The following is a 21453-nucleotide window of genomic DNA, read 5'->3' as shown; positions in this document are numbered from 1 at the left end:
CTCGGTGGGGTTTTTTGATTTAAAGCACTAAAGCGCTTTGTGACGCGCAGCGGCACTGCCTGCTATTGGGCAAGTGCGTCTAGCCCGCGCGCCAGGTCCTGGCGAATGTCTTCCTGGCTCTCCAAACCGACCGCGATACGAATCAACCCCGGCGCAATACCGGCGGCGCTGCGCTGCTCGTCGCTCAACCTGCCGTGGGTGGTCGTCGCCGGGTGGGTAATGGTCGTTTTGACATCCCCCAGGTTGCCGGTGATCGACAGCAGTTGCGTGGCGTCGATCACCTGCCAGGCGCCCTCTTGCCCGTTGATGACCTCGACGCCAAGCACTGCGCCAAAGCCGCGCTGCTGCGCTTTGGCGAGCGTGTGCTGGGGGTGGGTTTCCAAACCACTGTAATGGACGCGCGTCACCGCCGGGTGCCGCTCGAGCCACTCGGCCAGCGCTTGGGCATTTTCGCCGTGGGCCTTCATGCGTATCGCCAGGGTTTCGAGGCCTTTAGTGAAAATCCACGCATTGAAGGGACTCATACAGGGCCCGCAGGTGCGCACCACGCCAAAGACTTCTTCCAGAAGATCGTGACGCCCAACGACGGCGCCGCCAATGGCGCGGCCCTGCCCGTCGAGATACTTGGTCGCGGAGTGAATGACCAGGTCCGCCCCCAGGGCGATGGGCTGCTGAAGGGCTGGCGTCAAAAAGCAGTTGTCGATCGCCAACAGCACCTGGTGCTTTTTGGCAAGCGCGGCAAGCCCGGCAATATCCGCCACTTCGGAAAGCGGATTCGAGGGCGTTTCGGCAAACAGCAGTTTGGTGTTCGGTCCGATCGCGCGCTCCCAGGCGTCCAAATCGGAAAGCTCGACGTAGCGCGTGGTGATCCCGAATTTGCCCAGGTACTTGTCGAACAGGCTAACCGTGGAGCCGAACAGCGAGCGGGAGGCGACGATCTCATCGCCCTGGGACAAAAGCGCCAGCGCGGTGGAAAGGATCGCCGACATGCCGGAGCTGGTGGCCACGCAGCGCTCGCCCCCCTCGAGCGCGGCCAAACGGCGCTCGAAGGTGTGTACGGTCGGGTTGGTAAAGCGTGAGTAAACGTTACCGGCTTCTTTACCGCCGAACTTACGCGCCGCCTCGGCGGCGCTTTCATAGACAAAGCTCGACGTGGGAAAGATCGGCTCGGCGTGCTCTTGCTCAAACGTGCGGTGGTGGCCGGCACGAATGGCCAGGGTCTCTAGCGACCACTGGGGACGTTCACTGTCATCCTGCATGAGTAGACCTTCTTGGCATTCGTTGGCGTTTTAGTCGTCCAGGTCGTCATCGTCCTGGTTGTGCATATCGACCAGGGCATGATCCCCCGCGCTCTGATCCTTGGCCGAATCGTTGCGGTTGGCTTCCAGAACCGCCAGGTACGCCTCGTCGATATCGCCGGTGACGTAGTTGCCGTCGAACACGGAGCAGTCAAATTCTTCCATTTCCGGATTCACTTCACGGCAGGCGGCCTTTAGATCCTCGAGGTCTTGATAGAAGATACGGTCGGCGCCGATCAGCTCGCCGACTTCCGCTTCCGTACGCCCGTGGGCGATCAACTCCGAGGCCACCGGCATGTCGATACCGTAGACGTTGGGATAACGCACCGGCGGCGCGGCGGAGGCAAAGTAGACATTGCGAGCACCGGCATCCCGGGCCATTTGAATGATCTGCTTACAGGTCGTGCCGCGCACGATGGAGTCATCCACCAGCAGCACGTTTTTACCGCGAAACTCGACGTCGATCGCGTTGAGCTTTTGACGCACGGATTTCTTACGCTGGGTTTGCCCTGGCATGATGAAAGTACGCCCGATATAGCGGTTTTTCATGAAGCCTTCGCGGTAGGTCACGCCCAGGTGCTGAGCCATCTCGAGCGCGGACGTGCGCGAGGTATCGGGTATCGGGATGACCACATCGATATCGTGATCCGGCCATTCGTTCAGGATACGATCACCCAGTTTGCGGCCCATCTGCATCCGCGTGCCGTACACGTAAGCCCCGTCGAGCAGCGAATCCGGGCGGGCAAGATAGACGTGCTCGAAAATGCACGAGTAGAGCTTTGGCTGATCCGCGCAGACCTGGGTGTGATAGTTACCCTGCATGTCGACGAATATAGCTTCGCCCGGGGCCAGGTCGCGGGCAAGCTCGAAACCGCCCACATCCAGCGCCACCGACTCGGAGGCAATCATCACGTCCTGACTCTCGCCCTCCTGACGGGTGCCGAACACCACCGGACGGATACCGTGGGGGTCGCGAAACGCCACCATGCCAAAGCCATTGATGATCGCCACCGCCGCGTAACCGCCTTTGCAGCGGCGATGTACCCGGCGTACCGCATCGAAAATGTCCTCGGCGGTGAGGTGAAGACCCTGCTTGCCAAGCTCGTGCGCAAAGACATTGAGCAGTACTTCGGAGTCGGAACTTGTATTGATATGACGAAGATCCGTGGAGAAAAGCTCTTGCTTCAACTGCTCGGAGTTGGTCAGGTTACCGTTATGTGCCAGCGCAATGCCGTAGGGGGAGTTAACGTAGAAAGGCTGCGACTCGGCTTCGCTCGAGGACCCCGCCGTTGGATAGCGTACGTGGCCGATACCCAGATGCCCTTTCAACCGCGCCATATGGCGGGTATGAAAGACATCGCGCACCAGGCCATTGCTCTTGCGCAGTAAAAAGCGTCCCTCGCTCCACGTCATCATACCCGCGGCGTCCTGGCCCCGGTGCTGAAGTACGGTCAAGGCGTCGTAAATGCCCTGATTCACCGCCTGCCTGGCCAGAAGGCCCACAATACCGCACATTCCAGTTACCTCTCTTTGTGCCGCGGCTTACCGGGAGTAAGCCCGAACATTATCGATCCAGGACGCTGTGCCCTGCTGGCTCACCAGGAAGTCCCGCGCTTGGCTAGCGGTCGTTCGATGGTGGCAACGTAATATTGGAGGAATCGTTCATCACGCCCCTCGAGCGAAACTCGGGCAGGCGGATATCGCGAAGCGACTCCGGCGCTTGGGGTAGCTCGCGCTCCCATTGATTAAGCTGGCTGACCGCCCAGTCTCGTAGTTCGATAAAGGTGGGGCGAAGGCTCGCCTGCTGCCAGGCCTGGAGGTCCGAAAACGGTGTCAGGGTAATCAGCACCGTGGCAATCAGCAAAACGACCACGCCGCGGGCGAGACCAAACACGGCCCCGGCAAAGCGATTCAAAAGCCCCATGCCGGCCCATACGATGGCGGCGTGGACCAGTCGAATCACGATGCCACACAAAAGGATCACCGCGAAAATCACCAGCGCGAAGGCGAGCACCAGGCGCGCATCGTAGCTGTCGATCATTCCCGACAAAAGCTCGGCGACCGGGTCGGCAAGCACGCGTGCCACCATCAGCGCCACGACCCAAGCCGTTAGGCCCAGCGCCTCGCGAATGAATCCGCGCAGGAAACCGGCCAGCATGGAGAGCGCCAGTACGGCGAGAAAAACCGCGTCGAGCCAGGTCAGTGCCATGGTCAGTCTCGTACCCTGACCAGTAGCCCTTGAACGTTGGCCCGCTGTTTGATCAGCGCCATTGCCGACTCGCCCTCTTCCGCGGTGGCGTAGGGGCCGACGTACACGGACGTCAGGTCATTGTCTCGGGCGCGGCGAAACGCGCTAAACCCCTGGCCCGAGAGCTGATCGCTCAGCCGCTCGGCGTTGCTCACATCACCGAAACTCCCCACTTGAACCGCCCATTCGCCCTGCTCGGCGGTCGCCGGTGCCCCGGCACTTTCGCTCTCACTGGAGGAGGACGAATTGGAGGAGGTGTTGGACGTCGCCGCGTTGGAGGCGACCAAATCGGCGATCGGGTCCGCCTCGGCGGGTGCCGGGGGGGACGTGCTTTCGGCTTCGGCCGCCGCTTGACCGGTCTGCGGCTGGGCGGGGTCGGCGCCGATAGGATCGGTAATGATCTCGCCTCCCGCGTCTTCGGACTGCCCCCCCTGAGGCATGGCCTCGATACTGGCGGGCATTTCGGGCGCGGGGACGTTTTGACGCGTGACGTTATTGGGCTGTTCGATGACGAACGTCGGCTGGGGACGCTCTTCGCGGGGAGCCGGGTCGCTCATTAGCCAGGGCACGAAAATCGCCAGCAGCGCGAGCAAAATCACAATTCCGCTAATGCGTTCCGTTTTACCGTATTTCATATCCCTCTCCTCAAAGCGTGGGGCCGGCCAGGCCAGGAAGTCTCGCGAATACGCATAGCATCAGGCTTGCGGTAGCGAACACTCCAAAAGCGCAGCAACGGTTTTAAACGAACCCATGGCAAGCACACGATCATTACTGCTTAGCTGCTCCTCGATAAGCGCGACCCCCGCTTGCGGCGACTCGGCCATGCCTTGAACCACGCCGCCTTTCGCCCGAATGCGCTGGGCCAGATCATCGGCGCTACGGCCGCGTTCACCGTTAAGGCTCACGCACACCCAGTCGCTCACCCGGGGCATCAGTGCTTCGATCACGCCGTCGGCATCCTTGTCCTCGAGCATACCGATCAAGGCCCATTGACGCCCGCCTTCGCCAGGCGTGGGTAGGCGGCTGGCCACATAGCGCGCAGCGTGAGGATTGTGCCCGACATCCAGACACCACTGGCCGATCCACTGCATACGCCCGGCCACGATCAGCGCGCGAAACGCCTGATTGACCAGCGCGGTATCGAACCCGACACCGACCAGCGCCAGCGCTTGAAGAGCCGTCGCGGCGTTGTCGATCGGAAGTCCGGGATCCGCCAGCGCATCCAGCGACACCGTATCGCCGTCACGGGTCAATCCGTGCCAGCACCAGGCGGTGGCCAGGTCGCTACTCGCCTTGGCGTCGGCGCTGTGCTTGAAGCCTACGCCCAACGCGTAAATGGTGGAAGCCATGGCAATGGCGGTATCCGGCACGCTGACCGGCAGCGACCGGCTGCCCAGCACCGCGGGCTTGAGTGGGCGAAAAATACCGGCCTTTTCGCGCCCGATCTGCTCGAGATCAGACCCCAGGTAGTCGGCGTGATCAAGCGCAACCGTGGTTACCACGCTCACGTCGGGCTCGACTACGTTGACCGCGTCCAGGCGCCCCCCCAGGCCCACTTCCAGAAACGCCAAGTCCAAATCCTGTTGCGAAAGCGCCCAGAGCGCGCAGAGCGTTCCGGCCTCGAAGTAGGTCAGGCTGACCTCTGGGGCGTCGGTACGCGCTTTTTCGACGCGCTCGAAGCCCTCGATGAGCTGCGCATCGCTTGCCAGTTGGCCGTTGAGGGTCACCCGCTCGTTATAGCGCACCAGGTGCGGCGAGGTGTAAGCACCCGTTCGAAAGCCATGGGCCCGGGCTACGGCGTCCATCATGGCAAGGGTCGAGCCCTTGCCATTAGTGCCAGCCACCATCACCACGCGCGTTGCCACGGGCCGCTCGAACAGCCCCATACGCGTCGCCACTTCGGACACCCGGTCAAGGCCCATATCGATGCCGACGGGGTGCAGCGTTTCCAAATGGTCGAGCCAGTCGGCTAAAGAGCTAGGCATTGCGGTTGGATTCGTCGCTCGCTGCGTTGGCAGTCGTCGATGCGCTGGCTTCGAAGGCGTTGGCCAACGCCTCTTCATCGACCAGGGGCTCGCTCACCTGGGTGCTGGTGTCCTCGATCGCTTCGACCTGGGGCCGGGCGCTTTGGTGGGTCAGCTTACGCAGTATCCCGCCTACCCGATCGCGCATTTCGTGGCGGTGAACGATCATGTCCACGGTGCCGTGCTCGAGCAAAAACTCGCTGCGCTGGAAGCCTTCCGGCAACGTTTCGCGAACGGTCTGCTCGATGACCCGCGGGCCGGCAAAGCCGATCAGCGCGTTCGGCTCGGCGATATTGAGATCGCCAAGCATCGCAAGTGACGCCGAGACGCCGCCGAATACCGGGTCAGTCAACACCGAGATGTAGGGAATACCCGCCTGCTTGAGCCGTTCGAGCGCCGCAGAGGTTTTCGCCATCTGCATCAGCGAGAAAAGCGCCTCTTGCATCCGCGCCCCGCCGGAGGCACCAAAGCAGACCAGTGGAATTTGCTGTTCGAACGCGACTGTGGCGGCGCGCACAAATTTCTCACCCACGATGGCGCCCATCGAGCCGCCCATGAAGGTGAACTCGAAAGACACAGCCACGATGGGCAGGCCGTCGAGCTCGCCACGCATAGCGATCAGTGCGTCTTTCTCACCGGTCTCTTTTTGCGCGGCCGCCAAGCGGTCCTTGTACTTCTTGGAGTCTCTGAACTTGAGCCGGTCGACGGGCTCGAGATCGGCAGCGATCTCTTCGCGGCCCTCTTTATCCAGGAACCAGTCGAGGCGTTTGCGCGCCGTGAGCCTTAAGTGATGCTCGCACTTGGGGCAAACGTTTTGATGTTTTTCAAGTTCGGGGAGGTAAAGCACCGCCTCGCACTTGGGACATTTACGCCAAAGACCGTCGGGCACGCTGGCACGACGGTCCTTACGCTGGATACGCCCCATGGAGGGTACGATTTTATCTAACCAGCTCATATCAAAAAGGCTTCCGTATACGTCAATGCCCGGCCTTGCCAGGCGAATGAGTGTCGTCGATCAAATCAGTGTAGACAATGGAGGCACTCTTAGGCGTCCATCGCCGTGCGCATTTCGGCCAGCACGGTTTTAAGCTCGCCGGCAATCACTTCCGGGGTATCGGCATTCTCGGCGATACGGTTCACCAATGCGCTACCTACGATGACCCCGTCGGCCACTTTGGACACTTCGGCGGCGGTCACGCCATCGCGAATACCAAAGCCCACGCAGAGCGGAAGATTCGTCATCTCACGCAGCGGCGCAAGGTGCTCGGCCACGTCCTGGGCATTGAGCGTGGCAGCGCCGGTCACCCCTTTGAGCGACACGTAGTAAAGATACCCCTGTCCATGGGCGCATATTGTAGCGGCTCGGGCATTGGAAGTGGTAGGTGCAACCAGAAAAATTGCAGCTAAATCACGCTCTTTCAAGAGCGGGCCGAACTCCTCGGCTTCTTCCGGCGGCATATCGACCACGAGCACACCGTCCACGCCGACGCTTGCCGCTCTATCGGCAAAATTGGCGTAGCCGATACGCTCGATCGGGTTCAAATAGCCCATCAGCACCACTGGCGTGGTGGTATCGGTTTGGCGAAACTCCGCGACCATGTCGAGAAGATCCACCAGGCGGGTGCCCTTTAAGAGCGCACGCTCACAGGCTTTTTGAATCACCGGGCCGTCGGCCATGGGATCGGAAAACGGGACGCCAAGCTCGATCACGTCGGCGCCGGCATCTACCAGCGCGTGCATGAAACCGACGGTGTGCTCGGGGCCGGGGTCGCCGGCTGTGATATAAGGGATCAAGGCCTTGCGGCCTTGCTGTTTAAGTTCGTCGAAGCGCTGATCGATACGGTTCATGCTGACCCTTAAAACTTGAGACCGTCAATATTGGCAACGGTCATGATGTCTTTATCACCCCGGCCCGAGAGGTTGACCACGATATGCTGGTCGGTGCGCATGGTCGGCGCCAGCACCTTGGCGTGAGCCAGCGCGTGGGCGGACTCCAGCGCCGGCATGATGCCTTCCATGCGGGTAAGCTCACGAAACGCCTCGAGCACTTCCTTGTCGTTGGCGGCCACGTAGTTGACGCGCCCGACATCCTTCCAAAGCGAATGCTCGGGACCGACGCCCGGGTAGTCGAGCCCGGCAGAGATCGAGTGGGTGTCCGAGACCTGTCCGGCCTCGTCGGACATCAGGTAGGTGCGGTTACCGTGCAGCACGCCCCGCGGCGCATTGGAGGCCAAGGGAGCGGCGTGGCGACCGGTTTCCATTCCATCGCCGCCGGCCTCGACACCGTACATGGTAACGTCGTCGTCCTCGATGAACGGGTAGAAGAGCCCGATGGCGTTGGAGCCGCCCCCCACGCAGGCCACCAGCGCGTCCGGCAGTCGGCCGATCTGCTCAAGCGACTGGCGCCGCGCCTCGCGTCCGGTCACGGCGTTGAAGTCGCGCACCAGTTGCGGGTACGGGTGCGGCCCCGCCACGGTGCCGATGATGTAGAAGGTGTTGTCGACGTTGGTGACCCAGTCGCGCAGCGCTTCGTTCATGGCGTCTTTCAAGGTCCGCGTACCGGATTCGACCGGAATCACCCGGGCGCCAAGCAAGTGCATGCGGTAGACGTTGAGCTTTTGGCGCTCCACGTCCTGGGCGCCCATGTAGACATCGCACTCAAGGCCTAAGCGCGCGGCGACGGTGGCCGTGGCCACGCCGTGCTGGCCCGCGCCGGTTTCGGCAATCACCCTGGGCTTGCCGGTCTTTTTGGCCAGAAGCGCTTGGCCGATAGTGTTGTTTACCTTGTGGGCACCGGTGTGGTTCAGGTCTTCACGCTTGAGCCATATCTGCGCCCCGCCGAGCTGCTCGGACCAGCGCTTGGCGTGATAAAGCGGCGATGGCCGCCCCACGTAGTGCGCAAGGTCATAATCGAACTCGGCCTGAAAATCCGGGTCGTCGCGCAGGCTGGCGTAGGTCTTCTCCAGCTCTTCCAGCGCGAAGCTCAGGGTTTCCGAGACGAAGCGGCCGCCGTAAGGGCCGTAATGGCCGCGGGCGTCCGGCATTTTGGTCAAATCGCTAAACCGGGTCTTTACGATGTCGGTGTCACCAGTTGCTGAGACAGTCACAGAGATACCTCACAAGATCGCCCGAGCAGGCAAACAATAAATGAACGTAGCGTCACGAATCGGCGCCGCCTCGATCCGGCGTTTCGGCGTCGGTAAGCGCTACCTGACGAACGAATGCGCTCATCAAGGCGGGGTCCTTGACGCCGGGAGACGCCTCGATACCGCCGGAAACATCCAGCGCGTAGGGCGCAACGCGAGCCGCCGCCTCCCCCGCATTGGAGGAGGTCAATCCACCCGCGAGGATAACAGGTTTTGCAAGAGATGCGGGAATTCTAGACCAATCGAAGGTCTCGCCGGTACCGCCTGGAATGCCGGGCCGGTAGGCGTCGAGCAGCAGCGCCTGAGCCCCTCGATACTCAACGCTCGCTTGGTGTAAATCCACGCCGTCACGCATGCGGAGCGCTTTGATCCAGGGCGCACCAAACTGCCCGCAAAAAGCCGCCGATTCGTCACCGTGAAACTGCAAAAGATCCAGATACGGCAGGCAGCGCTGGATGTCGTCAGCGCTTTGGTTGACGAAAAGCCCCACCCGGGTAACGAAGGCCGGCACCCGCCGACTGAGCTCTTCGAGCTTGTGTGGCGTAAGCGCCCGTTTGCTTTCTGGCCACATGACGAAGCCGAGCGCGTCGACCCCAAGGGCCACGGCGCACTCGATATCCTCGGCCCGGGTAAATCCACAAAACTTGATGCGCGTGCGCATGGCGCTCCTCGGCTTTAAAAAATGGGGGACGCTAATGATGAGACCGCGGCGCTCAAGGCGTTGAAGAGCCCCTTGGCGCCGCTTTGGGGCTATCGGCAAACGTGAGCTTGCGCCTGGCGGCGATGCGCGGGTTGTCCGGCAGCACCCGGTCGCCGGTCCACTCGCCGGTAAAGGCGAGCAGGTTCGGCCCAAGCGGCTCCTGGGGGAGCGCAAAACGCTCGTCGTAAATCGAGTCGACGAAGTGAAGGCCGCAGGCCGGCGCCGTCACATCGCCTTCGCGACGGCTTTTTTTGGCCAGCAGCGCCTCGATATAGCCCTCGTTTTGCGCGCCGCGCCCTACACTTGCCAGCGCCCCGGCGATATTGCGAATCATGTGATGCAAGAAGGCGTTACCCTGAATGTCGATGACCACCAGTTGCCCGTAACGATGCACTTCGCAAAAGTGCATCTGTCGCCAGGGGGTTTTGGACTGGCACCCCGCCGCGCGAAAGCTAGTGAAATCGTGCTCGCCCACCAGCGCCTGGGCGGCGCGGTGCATGGCGCCTGCATCCAGGGGGTCGCGGCACCAGGTTACGTTTTGGCGCTCCAGCACCGGTCGGCTTGGCTGGTTCAAGAAGAGATAGCGGTAGCGCCGCCCAAGGGCCCCCAGCCGGGAGTGAAAGTCATCGGATACCGGTTTGACCCAGCGAATGGCGACATCCTTGGGCAGATTGGTGTTGGCGCCGAAGATCCAGGCTTTTTCGCTGCGCTGGGCGGGCGGGTCGAAGTGGACGACCTGGCGGGTAGCGTGTACGCCGGAGTCGGTGCGCCCGCTTGCGTGAATCTGCACCGGCGCCCCGGCCACCTTCGCCAGCGCCTCCTCGACGGCCCCCTGCACGGAGGCGGCGTGCTTCAAGCGCTGAAAGCCACTAAAGCGCGTGCCGTCGTACTCGATACCCAAGGCCAGCCGCCCGGTGAGCGGCGTGGTTTCATCAAAGTGGTAAAAAAGCGTCATTAGCCACGCCGTGTTGGAAAAAGGGTTAGCTATTATCCCGGCGTCGCGGCTTAAATGCTACCTCCTCGATTTCCCACTGTGGCTCAGTCGAAGATGGCGGCTCGGTCGCGCCAACGTCCTGGGAAAGCGGCTTTGCGCCGCTGTCTTCGGGTGCAGTCGCGCGCGCCGGCGGGTAATCGATCAGGTGATTCGACGAACTATCCGGGGCTTTCGGCGCCAGCGCCGGTTCATCTTGTTCGCTAGGCTCTAACGCCTCGCTGAACGCCCCGGCAGACTCAGGTTCGTCTGGCGCGTCGTTTGGCGCCCAGGGCGCGGGCGTGGGTTCCATCAGGTCTTGTTCGGCCAGGCCGCGGCGTTCGACCGCCAGGGTTTGCGGCCCGGGGCCTTCTGGCGTCGGTGGCTCAGGTGTTTCATCGTCAGGCGGTGTTGCAACGCGTGATGAAGCGGCCGGCACGGTGTGGCTCGGCGGTGCAGCGGATGCCGGGGGCGCTACCGGCGTAACCGGTAGAGGAGCAGCCTCCCACTGGCGTTCGCGACGCTTACGGCTGATCACCATGGCCGCCAGCAGCAGCAAAAGCCCAAGGCCCGCAAGCCACACCCAGCGCTCGCGAAGCGATGCCCACACGCCAGGCGCCGGGGCGCTTGGCGGCGCACTGGCCGAGACGGTACCGGTTTGAGCCAGCGCGAGCGTTCGTACATCGCCAAGGGTTTGGCGCAGCGCCGCCACCTCCTCTCTCAGTGTGTCGATTTCTGCCGCCTGGCGGGTTTGTTCATCCAAAAGCGCCTGATACTCGCCGTTATTGGGTGCGGCTTTTGCTGCGGGGAGCGGTGAAAATGGCGCCAGCGCCTGGCTTACAACCGCCGTAGGCGCGGCGCCGCTATCGGCCAGCAGCGGCGCCGCGGGCGTGTCCGCCTCACCGGCGCCGGCGGCGAGCGCTGACTCGAGACTGAGCGAGGCCATTAACGCATCCAACACCGCGGCTTCGACATCGGTCTCTTCGCCGGCCGGTGGCAAAGACGCCGGCTCCCGGACGCTACCCTGCTCGTTACTCTCGCCACCGCTTGGCTCAGCGGCCCGAGGCGCGGCCGGTGCTTGCGCGACGGCTGGATTTTGGGGCTCGGGCGAAGCAGCGCCGCGCGCCGGCGATTCGCCGCTACGCGCGCTCACGGCCCGGGCCGCCTGCTGCGGGCTTCGTCCCAGCGCCTCTTCCCGGGAAGGCAGGCGCAAGCGCTGACCAACGCGAAGCGAGTCGATGCTTTCCCCGGCGAATGCGGCCGGGTTGGCCTCTGCCAGCGCGGCGATCATCTGCTGAACGTCGACGCCAGGAGCGCGGGTTCTCAGGGCGATATCCCAAAGCGTATCGCCGGGCTGAACGGTTGTGTGGGTGGCATCGGGTTGGGCGCTTGCTGTCGGGGCCGGCCGCGATGGCGTTGGCGCAGGGGGTGGCGCTGCGGTTTGACCCACGCCCGCAACCCCAGCGCTTGGTTGGCCGGGCAGGTAATCCACCGGGTCGAACAGCAGCGTGACCGCTTGAGTTTGGCGCCCAAAGGGGGTATCGAGGGTAATCAGCACGTCGAGCCAAGGCGCGCTCACCGCCTGGGCGCTACTCAGGCGCAAAAAAGTGCGCCCGTTTTGGCGCGCTGGCGTCACCTGTAGGCTGGACAGCAGCGGCGACCACTCGAGCCCCAGCGCGCTGAACGCAGAGGGCTCGGCCACGCTTGCCCGAATGTCCTCCACGCGGTAACCATCGCTTTCAAGCAAGTCCACCGTGGCATCGAGCGGTGCTTGAAGCGGTGAAAGCGTTGTCGCATGACCCAGGCCCAAAGCAAGCGCGGCCGGGCTCAGCGTTGCAAGAACGAGCCAAACACTGGTGGCTAGCGTTTTATTCATCAAGGCCCCTTGCCTTTGATTACCCACGAGCCCTGAGTGACGGGCCCCACTCATCATTCTTTATTACCATAACCTGGCGAGTTAAACCTTCCCTGGGAAGTTTAGCGATTTTTAAGGTATGCAAATAAAAAGGGAAGCCACTGGGGCTTCCCTTTTTCAGGCGTTAAACCTTATCGAGCTTACCGCTCGCGCAGAATCTTCAGCATACGCTTGAGCGGCTCCGCTGCGCCCCACAGAAGCTGGTCGCCTACGCTGAACGCCGACAGGTATTCGCCGCCCATGTTGAGCTTTCTAAGCCGACCCACCGGTACATCCAGGGTGCCGGTGGCGGCGGTGGGCGTAAGCCCCGCGATGGTGGCGTCTTTATCGTTGGGGATCAGCTTGACCCACTCGTTGTGCTTGGCGATCCGGTCTTCGATCTCATCGAGCGGCACGTCCTGCTTGAGCTTGATGGTGAACGCCTGGCTGTGCGAGCGCATTGCGCCGATACGCACGCAGAGACCGTCGATGGGGATCGGGTTATCGCCCAGCCCCAAAATCTTGTTGGTCTCGACGAAGCCCTTCCACTCTTCGCGGCTCTGGCCGCTGTCGAGCTTGCTGTCGATCCAGGGGATGAGGCTTCCGGCCAAGGGCGCGGCGAAGTTCTCGGTCGGGAAATCACTGCCGCGCATTTTGGCAGTGACCTGGCGGTCGATATCCAGAATCGCGCTGGCCGGATCGTCGAGGTCAGCCGCCACGCTTTGGCGCAGATCGCCCATCTGGTTCAAGAGCTCGCGCATGTGCTTGGCGCCAGAGCCCGAGGCCGCCTGGTAGGTCATCGAGGTCATCCACTCGATCATGCCGGCTTCGAACAGACCGCCAAGCCCCATCAGCATCAGGCTTACGGTGCAGTTGCCGCCGCAGAAGGTTTTCGTGCCCTTGGCGAGCTGCTCGTCGATCACGCGGCGGTTGACCGGGTCGAGCACGATGGTGGTCTCGTCTTCCATGCGCAGGGTGCTGGCCGCGTCGATCCAGTAGCCGTTCCAGCCGCCGCTACGCAAATCCTTGTAAACCTTCTTGGTGTAGTCGCCGCCCTGGCAGGTAATGATGACGTCCAGCGCCTTGAGCGCCTCCAGGTCAAAGGCGTCTTTTAGTGCCGGCACATCGACGCCGATGTCGGGTCCTGGCTGGCCAACCTGAGAAGTGGTGAAAAACACCGGCTCGATGCCGTTGAAATCACCATCTTCCTGCATACGGTTCATTAGAACCGAGCCCACCATCCCCCGCCAGCCTACAAAACCGACCTTCAACATATAACGTCCTCCAGTAGATTAAAGTCTTCTCAACACCACTATAACAAAAGAGATCGGCCGCTGCGTAAGGCGGCCGATCTCGTTAAAAGCTTCTAACCTCGAGGCCTGCCCGCTTTAGCCAAGCCGGGCAAACGCCGCGAGCACGGCGTCGCCCATCTCGACCGTCGAGGTGCTCGGCTCGCCGCTCTGGGCGATATCCGCCGTGCGCAGCCCCTGGTCGAGCACGTCGCCCACGGCGGTTTCGATGCGCGCGGCAAGGCGGGGCTCGTTGAGCGAGTAGCGCAGCATCATGGCCACCGACAGCATCATCGCCAAGGGGTTGGCGATGTTTTGTCCGGCGATGTCCGGGGCGCTGCCGTGGCAGGGCTCGTACATGCCTTGGCCGGATTCGTTGAGCGACGCCGAGGGCAACATGCCGATGGAGCCGGTTAGCATGGCCGCGGCATCGGAAAGGATGTCGCCGAACATGTTGCCGGTCACGACTACGTCGAACTGCTTGGGCGCACGCACCAGCTGCATGGCCGCGTTATCCACGTACATGTGCGAGAGCTCGACATCCGGATACTCCGGCGCCAGCCGCTCCATCACCTCGCGCCACAGGATGGTGACTTCCAGCACGTTGGCTTTATCGACCGAACAGAGTTTCTTGCCCCGTTTTTGGGCCATCTCGAACGCCACGCGGCCGATACGCTCGATCTCGCTTTCCGAGTAGACGTAGGTATTGAAGCCCACGCGTTCGCCGTCGCGCTCTTCGATACCCCGCGGCTCGCCAAAATAAATGCCGCCGGTGAGCTCGCGCACCATCATGATATCGAGCCCGGCGACCAGTTCAGGCTTCAAACTCGAGGCGCTGGCCAGCTGCGGGTACAAAAGCGCCGGGCGCAGGTTGCCGAAAAGCCCCAGATGCTTGCGCAATCCCAAAAGCCCCTTTTCCGGACGCTTCGAGAGATCCTCGATCTTGTCCCACTTCGGCCCGCCGACCGCGCCGAGCAAAATGGCGCTGGCGGCTTTGGCTTTCTCGAGCGTTTCAGCCGGCAGCGGCTCGCCGTGAACGTCATAAGCCGAGCCACCGACCAGCGCCTCTTCGACGTCGATATCGAGCCCCGCGTCCTGACAGGCTTTTAGCAGGCGTGCCGCCTGGGCGGCAATTTCCGGGCCGATACCGTCGCCGGGCAGCAGTAAAACTTTCTGGGTCATGCGGTTTCCTCAACAAACGAAGCGGTAAATCTCAAGCGGACTGACGGAAAAGCCAAGGGCGAGCGGCCTTGTGCTTTTGCTCGAAGGCGCGAATGGCGTCCTCGTCTTTCAAGGTAATGCCGATATCGTCCAGGCCTTCGAGCAGGCAATGCTTGCGAAACGCATCGACCTCGAAGGCAAAGCTGTCGCCGCCGGGGGTGGTCACGCGCTGGCCTTCCAGGTCGATATCCAGGCGGTAGCCCTCAATCGCTTCGACCTCCTGGAATAACTGCTCTACCTGCTCTTCCGCCAACGTGATCAGCAAAATGCCGTTCTTGAAGGCGTTGTTGTAGAAGATATCGGCAAAGCTTGGCGCAATCACCACCCGAAAACCGAAGTCCTCGAGCGCCCAGGGGGCGTGCTCCCGAGAGCTGCCGCAGCCGAAGTTACGCCGGGCCAGCAGCACCTGGGCGCCCTGGTAGCGACGCTGGTTCAAAACGAAGCCTTCGTTGAGTGGGCGCTCGGAGCAGTCCTGCCCCGGCTGGCCTTCATCCAGGTAGCGAAGCTCATCGAACAGGTTCACGCCAAAGCCGGTGCGCTTGATCGACTTCAAAAACTGCTTGGGGATGATCAGGTCGGTGTCGACGTTGGCGCGATCCAGCGGCGCCACCAGGCCTTCGAGACGTTCGAACTTTTTCATGGCTTAGGCCTCCTGGGCGTGGCTTTCATCGTTGGCGGGCAATGTACGGACATCGACGAAATGACCGGCAATCGCGGCGGCGGCGGCCATCGCCGGGCTTACCAGGTGCGTGCGCCCGCCATAACCCTGGCGACCTTCAAAGTTACGGTTGGAAGTCGAGGCGCAGTGCTCGCCGGCGCCGAGCTTGTCGGCGTTCATCGCCAGACACATCGAGCAGCCCGGCTCGCGCCACTCGAAGCCTGCCTCGGTAAATATCTTGTCGAGGCCTTCCGCCTCGGCCTGGCGTTTCACCAAGCCCGAGCCCGGCACCACCATGGCCAGCTTGATCGAATCCGCCACCTTCTTCCCCTTGGCGACTTTCGCGGCTTCGCGTAAGTCTTCGATGCGTGAGTTGGTGCAGGAGCCGATGAACACCTTGTCGAGCTTGATATCGGTGATCTTTTGATTCGCCTGCAGGCCCATGTACTCCAGCGCCCGGGTATGGCTACGCTGTACCGTGTCATCCACGGCGGCCATCGGGTCCGGCACCTGGCCGGTAATACCGGTCACCATCTCGGGGCTCGTGCCCCAGCTCACCTGGGGTTCGATCTCTTCCGCCTGAAGGGTGACGACCTTGTCGAATTCGGCGTCCGCGTCGGAGACCAGCTCACGCCAGTCGGCCACCGCGGCTTCCCACTGCTCGGCGGTGGGCGCGAAAGGACGCTTGCCCAGATAATCGATGGTGGTGTCGTCCACGCCAATGAGCCCGACCCGGGCGCCGGCTTCGATGGCCATATTGCAGACCGTCATACGCCCTTCCATGGAGAGCGAACCAATGGCGCTGCCGGCGAACTCGATGGCGTAGCCGGTACCGCCGGCGGTGCCGATCTCGCCAATGATCGCCAGCACCACGTCTTTGGCGGTCACTCCCAGGCCCAACTCGCCTTCGACGCGCACCTGCATGTTCTTCATTTTTTGCGCCAGCAGACACTGGGTGGCCAGCACGTGCTCGACTTCCGAGGTGCCGATACCGTGGGCAAGGGCTGCGAAAGCGCCGTGGGTGGCGGTGTGGGAGTCGCCGCATACCACGGTCATACCCGGCAGCGTGGCGCCCTGCTCCGGGCCCACTACGTGGACGATGCCCTGGCGCGGGTCGTTGATCTTGAACTCTTCGATGCCGTACTCGCCGCAGTTATCGTCCAGGGTTTGTACCTGGATCAGCGAGACCGGGTCTTCGATACCGCTGTTGCCCGCGGCGCGCTCCTTCTGCGTGGTGGGCACGTTGTGATCGGGTGTGGCCAAATTGGCGTCGAGGCGCCAGGGCTTCCGCTTGGCCAAGCGCAGGCCTTCGAACGCCTGGGGCGAGGTCACCTCGTGGAGCAGCTGGCGGTCGATATAGATGAGCGCCGTGCCGTCATCGCGCTGCTTCACCAGGTGTTGATTCCAGAGTTTATCGTAAAGGGTTTGGCCTGACGTCTCGGTGTGACCTGACATTGTGCTCTCCCGGGCGGTGCCCTGCTGGTTCGGTCCGGCGTTTTCGCCTTGCCCGCCTCTTGGGGCGGTTTTAGTGAAGCCAGTGTTGCGCGCCTCGCGCATAAAAGCAATTCATGTTACTTATGGATTAGATTCCAAAAAGGAATAGCGAAAACATCCATGGATACGCAGAGCCTCCAGGCCTTTATCGCCGTTGCCGAGTCGCAGAGCTTTTCTCGCGCCGCCGAGCAGCTCCACCTGACCCAGCCAGCGGTCAGCAAGCGTATTGCAACTCTCGAGGCCCAGGTCGGCACGCGGCTTTTCGACCGCATAGGTCGGCGTATCGCGCTAACCGAAGCAGGGCATCTTTTGCGCCCCAGAGCGCTGCGTATTTTGCAGGCCGTAGAAGATAGCCGCCGGGCGCTGACGAACCTTTCCGGCCAGGTGGGCGGCACGTTGACCCTGGGCACCAGCCATCACATCGGTCTTCACCGCCTACCGCCGGTGCTCAAACACTACACCGAGCAGCATCCGGAGGTAGCGCTGGATCTGCACTTTTTGGATTCGGAGCTTGCCTATCAGAATGTACTGGACGGCACGCTCGAAATCGCCGTCGTCACCCTGGCCCCGGCGCCGTTAGAGCAGCTGGAAACCGTCGAGCTTTGGCGCGACCGGCTCTGCTTCGTTTGCGCGCCGGACCACCCCCTTCGCCGCTCCTCTGTGCCCATCACGCTCGAGACGCTGTGCGATCACAACTGCGTGATGCCCGGGTCCAGAACCTTCACCCATGCGTTGATTCAAAAGCGCTTCGAAAATGCCGGGCTCACGCTTCACGTAAGCATGGCGACCAACTATCTCGAAACGCTCAAAATGATGTGCAGCGTGGGGCTGGGCTGGAGTCTGCTACCCGAAAAAATGCTCGACGACACCATCGTGGAGCTAAATGTTCAAACACCGCGTATCGAGCGCCCGCTAGGCTACCTGGTGCACACCAACCGCACGCTTTCCAACGCCGCCAGCCGCATGATCGAGGCACTGACCAAACGCTATTGATTTACAAGCGATACATTTGCACTTCGTGGGACGAAAGCCCTTGGGGCTTTTGAAGGAAATGTCTAAAGCGGTCCAGCCAGCAAGCAAGCAAACTTAATTCTCAGGCGTCTCTGGCATCCGGCGAGACAGGCAAGCCCTTCACGGTTAGCCCCGGCCACTGCCGCAGCCACCCTTTTTCGGCAAGGCGCGCTTGAAACGCTACGAGTTTCGGCCGCACCGGGTTAAGGGTAATGGTCAGATCGAAAAGCGCCGCCACGCCAAAGGGCGCGACCAGCCGAATCCTTCCGCGCTCATCGAGTAGCGCCCCCACCGCGGTTTCTACCTCCACCCAGTGGCGCATGGCGTCTTCGCATGAGCCGTAGGGCGCATCAGCGTTGCGGGTATGCATCCGCGCCTGGTTTTTTACCGACCAAGGCAGTGCCATGCGCCGGTTAAGTTCCAACTCCAGGGCGCGGTCCTTCTCGGGGCGGGTATCCTGGGGGTCGAAATAGATCAAATCGATGTCGTTGAGCGGCGTGGCATTATCGAAGCCGTGTGCTTTATCCCAGGCCAGGTTGCGCACAAACCCGGCGGCCAGACACCACTGGCTCAGCCCCAAACCGGCCGCCACCCGTAGCGCCTGCATACGCAGGCGGTCCTGACCCAGCCACGCCATCAGTCTGGCCTCGTTGGTCATTTTGCGCCCGGATAACCGTTTGGGTTTAGTGATGTTGAGTCGTAAGTATTCCCGCTCATCGAGGCCCCTTATGCCTTACTCCAAACGTGTCATATTCCGCTTTTAGCACCACACGCAAAGGGCAGTAAAGAACTCGTACGCAAAGTGTTGATCGGTACTGGCTAACCGCTTTATAAACCGTTCAGATCCAGCGCCACCGGCTCACCGAGCCAGTAGGCGTAGGTCGTGTGATCCTCGATCGTGTTACCCGTTAGGGCGTGGACCAATACGCTCAGGCCCTTTCTGTTCGCATCCAACCAGGCAATGAACTGATCGAAGCTTTCCTGACCAAACGCGATCTGGCAGCTCCACTTGGTGTGCGGCCCCACGCACTCCTGGTGCACGCGGCCAACCTTGAGGCCAAACTCCTCCCCGGCCTGGGCACACAGTTTGGTCGCGAACACGACCGTTTTTTCGTCGAAGTAGACGTGGGCGTGGTAAGCCTTGTGAAGGTTAACGGGTCTGTTGGGTTGATTCATTGGAAGCCTCGCTCTCAATTAACCGAATGGGATCGCCATACGCATTTAGCCGACGCTTATTTCATTCAGCAGCGTTAAGCAGGTGATCCTTTTGGAACGTGGGTATGAATATACGTTTCGAGGTTTGCACTATTGAGCACTACGAGGCGCTTCAAATACTCCATTACCATGATCCAAGTCATGATCGGGAAGAAATCTTTAGAAGACACCAAAAATCAATACCGTCCCATCAGGCGCCCGAGAAAACATACCAGCACATTACGACGTCACCCCCTTTATAGACCTTCCCTGCGGCATTTCTGCCCCCGCACCGTACCCTGCTCTACAAAATGTTGCCCGCACAACCTTACAGTCGTTCAGCCTCTCTGGTGGGCCTACACGCTACTTTTCTGAATACTGTGTAAATAGCTGCTCGCCGGTCAGGTTGCGAGTTTTTTGAGTAAAGGAGTAGAACGCAGGCTTTTGCTCGATGAAGACCTGCTCGGCGAACGTCCATTCGTTATCACCTTTGAAAAGCCCTACCGGAATCCCGTGAAAACCGCCGTCCTTCAAACGGAAAAACAGGTGAGTGCCACACTGATTACAAAAGCCGCGCTCCGCCCAGTCGGATGACGCGAATGTCGTAATATACTCGACGCCCTCGAACCTTACGTCAGCGCCGCACTCCGCCACTAATAGCGGGCCGCCGCCCCACTTTCGGCAGGTTTCACAGTGACAAGCACTGACCTGATCATTGTCGATTTTAGCGGCCAAACGAACATTTCCACACAGGCAAGCACCGTGCTTCTCTGATAGCGAGGTCATAAAAATCTCTCCGTAACGCGTTATGGGTTGGAATCTTGCACCAGGCGCTGGAACGCTCTATTGAAGCTTACTTGCTCATTGCCCTTTTGTGTTGATCATTGCGCTTTACTCGTAGCACAGCGCGTAGCCGCCCTTCTGCTGGCCTTTAGCCGCTTTCCCGATTAGCCTAATCCTTCGAAGTTAAAGGATTACGTATGGATCAAACGACCTCTCGGCGGCGCCTGGCGGGCACGCTCGCCTTGCTTGGGCTTTTTTTGCAGATTATCGGGTTTACGCCCTTCATCACCTCGACCCAGCTTGTGAGTTATCTGCTTTGGGCGGCGGTCATCCTGCTTTGGAAAGACATTCCCAAGCGCTCGCGGGTGCAGGCGGCGGCGCTGATCGGGATTGGCGGGCTGATGCTTTTAGCGGCGCGGTTCCTATACGGCGCTGATGTGGATTGGCCGCACGTGCTGGAAGGTAACGTGTTCGTGGTCGCGATGCTGATCGGGGTGAGCTTTATCTCGCTGGTCGGCCGGCAAGGCAACAAACCCGCGGCGGGTAAGCGACTGACCGGCAGCGGCGGTGTACTGCGCACCAGGCTTGGGGTGCACTTTCTGGGCACGATTTTGAACCTTTCCACCGTGTTCATGGTGGGCGATCGCATCGCCCGGCGAAGTCCGCTCACCACACCGCAGTTTTTAGCACTCAACCGCGGACTCTCGAGCGCTGCTTTATGGTCGCCGTTTTTTGCGTCCATGGGGGTGGTGATCGCACTGGCGCCCGAGGTTCAGTACAGCCAAATCGCCCTGGTGGGCTTTCCTATCGCCATGCTTTCCGGGCTAATTACGACGCTGGAGCTTCGCCGCCGCTTCGATTTAAGCGGCGTCGACGGCTTTTCGCTCTCACCGCGTAGTCTCTTCATGCCGCTGGGCATGGCGTTTGGGGTGATGCTCTTTCACTTTTGGTTCACGCCGTCGCTTTCGATCGTGAGTATCATTACCTTTTTACTGCCCGGCGTGGCGCTCGCGGTCAATCTACGCGAGGGTCCCATCTTCACGGCAAAGCGGATTCGCCAGCACACCTTCAATCGGTTGCCCGCCATGCGCGGGGAAATATCCCTTTTTCTGGCCGCCGGGCTTTTGACCGTTGGCCTTTCCACGCTGGTCAACGCCGCGGCGGGGGATGAGTGGACGCTGTTCGAGCGCTTCACCACCGGCCAGGCGATGATCAGCTATGTCGCGATTTTATTGAGTGCCCTGGCGGGGCTTCATCCGATCATTGGGGTGTCGGTGCTGGCCTCGATACTGAATCTTTCTGCCAGCGAGCAGACGCTGTTCGCCTTTGTCGCCCTGAGTAGTTGGGCGGTGGGCACCAGCGTCGGGCCGCTTTCGGGGATCAATCTTTCGCTGCAGGGGCGCTACGGGGTGAGCGGCTATCAAATGATGCGCGACAACCTGGCCTACGCCGCCATCATGAGCCTGCTCTCGCTGGGCGCGATCGCAGGCATCGGGCAGTTTAGCGCTTGAATCGTCGAAATC

The 21453-nt window shown here is 61.4% G+C and carries 20 protein-coding genes; 2 read left to right on the top strand and 18 right to left on the bottom strand.

The genetic code is table 11. From position 1 onward, the window contains the following. Positions 1-62: 62 nt before the first annotated feature. The 15 genes from ACWFVE_RS06980 to leuC form a co-directional block, all read right to left on the bottom strand. Positions 63-1259, bottom strand: a complete 1197-nt coding sequence (locus ACWFVE_RS06980; protein ID WP_447528560.1) for an O-succinylhomoserine sulfhydrylase — start codon at positions 1257-1259, stop codon at positions 63-65. Positions 1260-1289: 30 nt separating this feature from the next. Continuing rightward, a complete protein-coding gene (purF, locus tag ACWFVE_RS06975; RefSeq protein WP_447528559.1) occupies positions 1290-2813 on the bottom strand; it encodes an amidophosphoribosyltransferase in 1524 nt (507 codons plus the stop codon). A gap of 103 nt (positions 2814-2916) precedes the next feature. After that, positions 2917-3507, bottom strand: a complete 591-nt coding sequence (locus ACWFVE_RS06970; RefSeq protein WP_447528558.1) for a CvpA family protein — start codon at positions 3505-3507, stop codon at positions 2917-2919. A gap of 2 nt (positions 3508-3509) precedes the next feature. Further along, positions 3510-4181 carry an SPOR domain-containing protein gene (locus ACWFVE_RS06965; protein ID WP_447528557.1) on the bottom strand — a complete coding sequence of 224 codons (672 nt, stop codon included), beginning with the start codon at positions 4179-4181 and terminating at the stop codon, positions 3510-3512. A 60-nt stretch (positions 4182-4241) separates the two neighbouring features. After that, the gene (folC, locus tag ACWFVE_RS06960) at positions 4242-5531 is read right to left on the bottom strand and encodes a bifunctional tetrahydrofolate synthase/dihydrofolate synthase (RefSeq protein ID WP_447528556.1); all 1290 of its coding nucleotides are present in this window, start codon (positions 5529-5531) and stop codon (positions 4242-4244) included. Beyond that, positions 5524-6525 (bottom strand): acetyl-CoA carboxylase, carboxyltransferase subunit beta, encoded by a 1002-nt coding sequence (accD, locus tag ACWFVE_RS06955; protein WP_447528555.1) that lies wholly within the window; start codon positions 6523-6525, stop codon positions 5524-5526. The genes folC and accD overlap by 8 nt, the downstream gene beginning before the upstream one ends. Positions 6526-6614: 89 nt before the next feature. After that, positions 6615-7418 carry a tryptophan synthase subunit alpha gene (gene trpA, locus ACWFVE_RS06950; RefSeq protein ID WP_447528554.1) on the bottom strand — a complete coding sequence of 268 codons (804 nt, stop codon included), beginning with the start codon at positions 7416-7418 and terminating at the stop codon, positions 6615-6617. Positions 7419-7426: 8 nt separating this feature from the next. After that, on the bottom strand, positions 7427-8683 hold the full coding sequence (gene trpB / locus ACWFVE_RS06945; protein WP_447530507.1) for a tryptophan synthase subunit beta: 1257 nt from the start codon (positions 8681-8683) through the stop codon (positions 7427-7429). A 46-nt stretch (positions 8684-8729) separates the two neighbouring features. Further along, positions 8730-9377, bottom strand: coding sequence for a phosphoribosylanthranilate isomerase (locus ACWFVE_RS06940; RefSeq protein ID WP_447528553.1), 648 nt, complete (start codon positions 9375-9377; stop codon positions 8730-8732). A gap of 52 nt (positions 9378-9429) precedes the next feature. Next, positions 9430-10371, bottom strand: a complete 942-nt coding sequence (gene truA / locus ACWFVE_RS06935; protein WP_447528552.1) for a tRNA pseudouridine(38-40) synthase TruA — start codon at positions 10369-10371, stop codon at positions 9430-9432. Between the two features lie 25 nt (positions 10372-10396). Beyond that, positions 10397-12262, bottom strand: a complete 1866-nt coding sequence (locus ACWFVE_RS06930; RefSeq protein ID WP_447528551.1) for a type IV pilus assembly protein FimV — start codon at positions 12260-12262, stop codon at positions 10397-10399. Between the two features lie 179 nt (positions 12263-12441). Beyond that, the gene (gene asd / locus ACWFVE_RS06925; RefSeq protein ID WP_447528550.1) at positions 12442-13554 is read right to left on the bottom strand and encodes an aspartate-semialdehyde dehydrogenase; all 1113 of its coding nucleotides are present in this window, start codon (positions 13552-13554) and stop codon (positions 12442-12444) included. 114 nt (positions 13555-13668) lie between these two features. Beyond that, positions 13669-14751 (bottom strand): 3-isopropylmalate dehydrogenase, encoded by a 1083-nt coding sequence (leuB, locus tag ACWFVE_RS06920; protein ID WP_447528549.1) that lies wholly within the window; start codon positions 14749-14751, stop codon positions 13669-13671. Positions 14752-14782: 31 nt separating this feature from the next. Further along, the gene (gene leuD, locus ACWFVE_RS06915) at positions 14783-15430 is read right to left on the bottom strand and encodes a 3-isopropylmalate dehydratase small subunit (RefSeq protein ID WP_447528548.1); all 648 of its coding nucleotides are present in this window, start codon (positions 15428-15430) and stop codon (positions 14783-14785) included. A 3-nt stretch (positions 15431-15433) separates the two neighbouring features. Continuing rightward, entirely contained in the window at positions 15434-16903 is a 1470-nt protein-coding gene (gene leuC, locus ACWFVE_RS06910) for a 3-isopropylmalate dehydratase large subunit (protein WP_447528547.1), read from the bottom strand. A 159-nt stretch (positions 16904-17062) separates the two neighbouring features. Between leuC and ACWFVE_RS06905 the strand changes: the two genes are divergently transcribed. After that, complete coding sequence (locus ACWFVE_RS06905; protein ID WP_447528546.1) at positions 17063-17935, top strand: LysR family transcriptional regulator; 873 nt, start codon at positions 17063-17065, stop codon at positions 17933-17935. Between the two features lie 100 nt (positions 17936-18035). On the opposite strand, the gene ACWFVE_RS06900 is transcribed toward ACWFVE_RS06905, so the two are convergent. From ACWFVE_RS06900 to ACWFVE_RS06890, 3 genes are all read right to left on the bottom strand, one after another. Continuing rightward, positions 18036-18611 carry a nucleotidyltransferase family protein gene (locus ACWFVE_RS06900; protein WP_447528545.1) on the bottom strand — a complete coding sequence of 192 codons (576 nt, stop codon included), beginning with the start codon at positions 18609-18611 and terminating at the stop codon, positions 18036-18038. A gap of 170 nt (positions 18612-18781) precedes the next feature. Then, complete coding sequence (locus ACWFVE_RS06895) at positions 18782-19129, bottom strand: DOPA 4,5-dioxygenase family protein (protein ID WP_447528544.1); 348 nt, start codon at positions 19127-19129, stop codon at positions 18782-18784. A gap of 381 nt (positions 19130-19510) precedes the next feature. Then, the gene (locus ACWFVE_RS06890; RefSeq protein WP_447528543.1) at positions 19511-19933 is read right to left on the bottom strand and encodes a GFA family protein; all 423 of its coding nucleotides are present in this window, start codon (positions 19931-19933) and stop codon (positions 19511-19513) included. A gap of 194 nt (positions 19934-20127) precedes the next feature. Here ACWFVE_RS06890 and ACWFVE_RS06885 point away from each other — a divergent pair, with 194 nt between their 5' ends. Next, a complete protein-coding gene (locus tag ACWFVE_RS06885) occupies positions 20128-21441 on the top strand; it encodes a hypothetical protein (protein ID WP_447528542.1) in 1314 nt (437 codons plus the stop codon). The last annotated feature ends 12 nt before the right edge of the window (positions 21442-21453 follow it).

This window comes from Vreelandella mediterranea (genome assembly GCF_970647075.1).
Note: the sequence above shows the minus strand (reverse complement) of the source record. Positions and strands in the feature narration are given on the sequence as shown.